The sequence below is a fragment of the bacterium genome (genome assembly GCA_019695335.1).
In the GTDB taxonomy this organism is placed as follows: domain Bacteria; phylum CLD3; class CLD3; order SB21; family SB21; genus JABWBZ01.
In genome coordinates, this window is sequence record JAIBAF010000107.1 from 1 (window position 1) to 7,010 (window position 7,010).

Consider the following 7,010-nt stretch of genomic DNA (forward strand, 5'->3'; position numbering starts at 1 on the left):
TACCGTAAAAGAGACCTGCACCAATATAATCCACCATCAAATCATCGGGAAGTTGTGTTTTTTTTTCAAGCAGAAGACGGCATACGAGATCACATTATCCGATTTCCAGCTTTTAAAATAACGCTCGAAACCTTCGCCCTTAAGCGTCGCCATCGAAAACAACATGCTGAATTGCAAATGCGAATTGGATGGCAGTGTTTTGATCAATCCGGTGACTTTTACAGGACCCAGGCTTTCAATGGACAAAAGTTTACCGATTGGATTTTCATCTCCGAAGTATTTAACAGCCGCTTCCGGAGCCAATACTACTGAATTCGGCTCTTTGAGCGCTGTCGCTGCATCGCCGCCGGTCAGCTCGAAATCAAACACATCAAAGAACGTCTGGTCGGCAAAAAGATAATCCGCCTCGTAAAAGCGGTTGGATCCGTATGTCGTCGTAAATCGCCCTAAGCGCAATAATTGAGTGGTTCTCTCAATTTCAGGAAACGTGGATTGGAGATAACCGGCGACCGGTGCGGCCGTTACGGCCGCTAATCTATTCTGTTCGCTTGCGCTGGCGCGACGTTCAATCGCACGGTAAATGCGATCCGCTTTCGAATGGAAACCGTCGAACGATAATTCATGATTCAAATAGAGTACGAGCAATACGCACGCGGCAAGGCCGATCGTCAATCCGAACAAATTGATCAGCGAGTAGCCTGCATTTTTCGTAAGATTACGCACGGCGATTTTAAAATAATTTTGAAACATAAGTAAGTTTACCTTTTATTATTCGTACTTCAACGCATTGATGGGATTCGCCGAAGCCGCTTTAATCGATTGAAAGCTAACGGTCAGCCAGGCAATTATTACCGCTACAACACCTACCGCGATAAATACGCCGGCTCCAATTTCGACGCGATACGCAAAATTTTCCAGCCACCGATTCATGGCGTAATACGCGAGAGGAACAGCAACAAGAAAACCAGCAAACGCCAAACGGGTAAAATCTTTCGACAGCAGGGCGACGATATTGCCCGTGGAAGCGCCTAAAATTTTTCGAACGCCAATTTCTTTGGTGCGTTGTTCGGCCGTGAATGCTGAAAGACCAAACAGTCCCATACATGCAATGAAAATTGCCAGCCCTGCCATGTATCCGAGTAATTTTGCCATCTGCTCTTCTGCTTGATGAAGGCGTGCGAAATCCTCATCAAAAAATGTGTAAGCAAAAGGATGGCTTGGATCAAACTGATTCCAGATTTTTTCAAGAAACGCCAAAGTCTGTGAGATATTTTGCGGACGAACACGCACCGTGAAAATATTGAACCAACTCTGCGGCGGAATAAAAAGCATGATGGGACTGATTTTTTCACGCATTGAACGGAAGTGAAAATCTTTGAGCACGCCGATTACGGGCGCTTTTTCTCTTTTGACGTTTGGCATCGAAATCATTTTGCCGATAGGATCGTTCCAGCCAAGCTGGCGTGCCGCTTCCTCATTGATTATGTAAGCCGAAGCATCGGTCGAAAATTCGTGTGAAAATGTTCGTCCAGCCGCCATCTCCATTTCAAAAGTTTTGACGAAATCGTAATCAACTACAAGTTCGCGCATCGGTGGTACGCGATCCAGAGGAATGCCCTCCGGCTCATAAGGTATACCCCAATCGCCTCCACCCGGCAAATTTCCCGACGCAGCAACGCTCACGACATTTGGATGATTCAGTAATTCACGTTTGATGCTCTCACTCTTCTCTCGCATACCGTTGCCGCGCATAGGAATTACTACTAATTGTTCTTCGTTAAATCCGAGCTTTTTGTTCTGAATAAATTCGAGTTGATTGTAAATCACACCCGTAGCGATCATTAAAATTGCAGAAATTGCAAATTGAACTACAACCAGTGATTTACGCAGCCATACTCCGTATGCTCCTCCGGATTTGCCTTTTAAAGTTTTTGACGGATTGAACGATGACAGCACAAAAGCCGGGTACCAGCCGGAGACAACCCCGACAATTGCCGCCAGACCAAAGAAACCCAACAAAAATAATTTTTCGTTAAAATAATCAAACGTCAGTTGCCTGCCTGTAAGTAAATTGAAGACAGGCAACAAAAGCTCAATGCTCACAACGGCAATAATTGCAGCGATAATACTGATCAGCATCGATTCGCTTAGAAATTGTTTGATCAAATGGGTACGGCTTGCTCCACTCACTTTACGGACGCCGACTTCCTTGGCACGTGTCGTCGCCCTCGCTGTTGTCAGGTTCATAAAGTTAACGCAGGCGATCAGCAGAACAAAAAAACCCACAGCTGAAATCAGATAAATAGAAGTAATATCAGAATTCGCCTGTATTTCTCGAAACAGGTTTGAGTACAGATGAATATCAGTTAACGACTGCAACGATGGCGTGTAGTCTGCTGCAAGTTTTTCATCGATGTGAGTTCGCAACATGGTAGAGAATTTTGCCGTGACGTCTTCAGGTGAAGCGCCATCGTTCAGCAGCAGATAAGTATAGTATTGATTCCATTGCCAATCATCGCGGCGCGGATTCGTATACGTCGCCATTGACACTAAGTAATCAAAAGTAAAATGGGAATTAGTCGGAATATTGGATACTACAGCGGTAATTTCATATTCATTTTGATTATCAAATTTCAGCGTCTGGCCGAGCGCTTCTTCTTTACCAAAATATTTTTCGGCAAAATTTTTCGTCACGATAATGGTGTTGGGCCGAGTCAGTGCCGTTTTCGGATTTCCTTGGATCAACGAAAAACTAAAAACCTGAAAAACCGTTGAATCGGCATAAAAGCCGCCGCTTTCATAGAATCGTTTTTCGCCGTGGCTAACAAGTGTTTCACTTGAAAAAACAAATCGCACCGCGCTCTGAACTTCCGGTAAATTCCGTTCAGCCATGATTCCCCATGCACCAGGAACTTTCGCAATCGCTTGATAGGCTGCGCCTTGAACGCCGGTAATGAGGCGGTAAATATTTTTTTTGTTCACGTGATACTGATCGTAGCTCAGTTCATGACGCACATAAAGCAGAATGAGCGCTGCGCACACCATGCCGACGGCAAGTCCGGCAATATTAATAAAAGTTATATTTTTATTGCGGCGCAAAACGCGCACGGCAATTTTAAAATAATTTTGGAACATACGTTCTCCTTAATATCTGCCTTATTCGTATTTCAATGCATTGACGGGATTCGACGAAGCTGCTTTCATCGATTGTAAACTAACTGTCATCACGGCAATCAGTACCGCTCCGATCGCGGCTATTACAAAAACATCCCATCCGATAGTCGTCCGATATGCAAAATTCTCAAGCCAGCCATTCATCACCCAATAGGCGACCGGCGCTGCCAACAAATTGGCCAGCAATACCGGCTTGATGAAATCCCCTGACAGTAACGAAACAATGTTAAATGCCGTAGCGCCGACTACTTTGCGTATGCCGATTTCTTTGGTACGCCGTTCCGTGATAAACGCCGACAAGCCGAATAATCCAAGACAGGCGATCATAATCGCCAGCCCGGTCAGCCACAAAAATATTTGTACGGTAGTTGTTTCTGCCCGGTACAGCGCTGCGTAGTCTTCATCGAGAAACGTGTGCTGAAATACTGAGGAAGGAGCAAGATATTTCCAAATAGATTCAATGTTTTTTACGGTTGCCGCAATATTTTCTGAGCGAACACGCACGCAAATTGAACCCTGCCAATTGCGGTCAAGAAAATAGACGACGGGCCTGATTTCTTTTTGCAATGATTCCATATGAAAATCTTTTACAACACCAATAACGGTCATCGCATTGGAAGTTCCTTCATGAAACAATTGTTGCCCGACGGCATGATCAGCCCATCCTAACATATTTGCAGCTTTTTCGTTGATGATGACATAACGCGCAGTATCGGCATAATCGCTTTCATTATAGGAGCGACCTGCGGCCATTTCAATGCCCAGAGTCGAAAGCACCTGATGATCTCCGCCCATAACCGTCATGTTGATCGGGTTAGGCTGGCCGGCGCCCCGGTAGGTCGCCGCTCCCGTCATGCGACCGGGCGTTTGGCCCATGATCGAAATCGATTCAACAGACGCCAGTGCACCGGTTTCTTGTTTGAAAGTCTTTAATTGATCGCCAAGTGAACGCGCATTACGAATCACAAGAACGTTATTCTTATTGAAACCAAGTTTTTTATTCATCATGAATTGAATTTGCTGATAGACGATCATCGTTCCGACGATCAACAAAACAGAAAGCATGAATTGAAAAACAACCAATCCATTGCGAAAACGGGAGCGGTGGCCGACGTTAAACTGCCCTTTCAGAATCGAAATCGGTTTGAATCCGGATAAATAAAACGCCGGGTAACTTCCGGATAGTATTCCAAGGAAAATTACACCGATAAAGATCAAAACAATATTATTGGGTTGGAAAAGTGGTTCCGCAGACAGATGCGAGCCAATCAAATTACCGATCGGTTGGATTAATACTTCAGTTAATCCGAATGCAGCCGTTGCAGCGATCAAACACGTCAGAACTGATTCTAATAAAAACTGAATGATCAGTTGCTGCCGTGAAGAACCGGATGCTTTTCGCACGCCGATCTCTTTCGCGCGGTGCATTGAACGTGCCGTTGATAAATTGACAAAGTTGACCGCGGCAATCAGTAAAATAAATACTCCCACAACGGCAAATAAAACGGCATAAATAAAATCTCCGTTGGTTTCAAATTCCCATTTCAAATTCGAATGAAGATGAATGTCCGTCAGCGGTTGTAAATAATATTTATAAGCATTACCTGCGGCAAGCCATTCACTGTATTTTTCAGCACCGGGTCCACGACTGAGATAAGTATCCGTGACTTTAGCAATTTTTCCTTCAAGAGATTTGATGTCCGTGCCCTCCCGTAGCAACAAATAGGTATAGAAGCCAAAATTCACATCCCATTTTGTCAGATCAGCTTGCGGGTTGAACGTAATAAAACAATCGTACTTAAAATGCGACGTGGAAGGACAGTCTGCAACAATGCCGGTAACTTTTTTGTCGCCAATTCTAACAATGGTCAATGTTTGACCAAGAGGATCGGTTTCGCCGAAATATTTTTTGGCCATCGATTGCGACAAAATAATTGAACTCGGATCCGATAAGGACGTCGAGCCTGCAATAGCCGGAATTGAAAAAACATTAAAAATTGACGATTCGGTCTCCACGACACGCTCTTCGACAAATTGCTGATTGTTGCGTTGAAATGTAGCCGTCAACTTGGTCATGCGTACGGCTGATTCGATTTCCGGCAGACTTTCTTTCAAACCAATTCCCACACCCGGTCCAACAGACGCCCAATGTACTTCATTCGTAGGATACACACGGTTAAGCGCAACGCGATAAATACGATCGGCCTTCTCGTGGTGCCGGTCAAATGACCATTCGTGAAAAATATAAAGTCCGATCAAACAACACGCGGCCATGCCGACGGATAATCCGGAAATATTGATGATTGAATACGATTTGCTTTTCCAAAGATTTCGTAATGCAATCTTTAGATAATTCTGTAGCATGTTGTTCTCCGTTTTTACTCGTATTTCAAAACTTCCGACGGATTGGTCATAGCAGCTTTCAATGCTTGCCCGCTGACCGTCACAAATGCAATTAACAGTGCCGTTGCACACGCAATGAGGAAAACAAAAACATCCCAGCTTGCTTTATAAGCAAAAGCTTCCAGCCAGCGATTTAAAACAAAATACGCCAGCGGCCACGCAATGACATTAGCCAAGACAACCAGTTTGACAAATTCGGTCGATAACATATTGACAATGGATGCGGCAGAGGCGCCCAAAACTTTACGGATTCCGATTTCTTTCGTGCGCTGTTCTGTCGTGTACGACGCAAGACCAAATAAGCCAAGACATGCAATGAGGATAGCCATTTCGGCAAAATTATTGATCAATGATGCTAAACGTATATCCGCTTCGTACTGTTTCTGAATATCCTGATCGAGAAAACCGTATTCGAAAGGTTCGCCGGGATTGAATTTTTTCCATGCCGTTTCCAAAAAAGCCAAAAGCGGTTGGAAATTTTGGGTATTCACATGTACCATCATGTAGCCGTAACGCACGTCATGGCTTAATAAAAAGAAATAGGGACGAATCTCTTGATACAACGACTGATGATTGAAATCGCGAACTATCCCGACGATTTCAAATGCGACGACCGTTTTATTCCAATCACTGAAAATTTTCTGTCCGACGGCTTCTTCGGGTTTCCATCCCATCGAACGCGCGGCCGATTCATTGATCACGATTCCTTTTTCCAGATCTGAAGAATGGGATTCAGAGAACGAACGCCCATGAATGACCTCACACCCCAAAGTTTCAATATATCCATAATCGACATAGCTGAACTTCATATTAACCGCGCTATTCATGTTCTCGCCTTCTTTGTAAAAGGAAAGATCATTGGGTGTAAAAATACCGGGATAGCTGGTCGTTGGTCCCGCCGAAACACATTCGCTGTTTTTCAGGATTTCATTTTTAAACGCAGCGATCGTAGTTTGAGATTCCGCCGTACGGAGCGGTATGATCAATCGTTGATCTTTGTCAAATCCCAAACTTTTGTTCTGAATAAAATCGATTTGCCGGTGAATCATCAATGTACCGATGATTAACGCTATCGAGATGGTAAACTGGAAAACGACAAGACCTTTGCGTAGAAAATTCATCGCACCCTGGCGTCGGGGACTGCCTTTCAGAATAGCCGTCGGATTCAACGCCGATAAATACCATGCCGGATAACTACCCGCCAAAAGCCCGGTCAAAATCGCAAAAAGCACCATCCAACCCAATGCATCGGTATTATTTAACCAATCCAACGAAAGATGTTTCTGCGTGAGTTGATTAAATACAGGAAGAAGAAATTCGATCAATGCAAGCGCTATTGTAAGCGCGATCAATGTAATGATCATTGATTCACTGAGAAATTGACGGATCAACATGGCCTTACGTGCGCCCAGAACTTTCCTGACACCGACTTC

At 44.3% G+C, this 7,010-nt stretch carries 4 protein-coding genes; all 4 read right to left on the bottom strand.

The features are described 5' to 3' along the window. Nucleotides 1-36: 36 nt before the first annotated feature. Complete coding sequence (locus K1X84_16340) at nt 37-750, bottom strand: ABC transporter permease (GenBank protein MBX7153199.1); 714 nt, start codon at nt 748-750, stop codon at nt 37-39. A gap of 18 nt (nt 751-768) precedes the next feature. Next, the gene (locus K1X84_16345; GenBank protein ID MBX7153200.1) at nt 769-3,135 is read right to left on the bottom strand and encodes an ABC transporter permease; all 2,367 of its coding nucleotides are present in this window, start codon (nt 3,133-3,135) and stop codon (nt 769-771) included. Nucleotides 3,136-3,156: 21 nt separating this feature from the next. After that, nucleotides 3,157-5,538, bottom strand: coding sequence for an ABC transporter permease (locus tag K1X84_16350; protein MBX7153201.1), 2,382 nt, complete (start codon nt 5,536-5,538; stop codon nt 3,157-3,159). Nucleotides 5,539-5,552: 14 nt separating this feature from the next. Further along, a partial coding sequence (locus K1X84_16355; protein MBX7153202.1) for an FtsX-like permease family protein occupies nt 5,553-7,010 on the bottom strand: 1,458 nt, incomplete at its 5' end.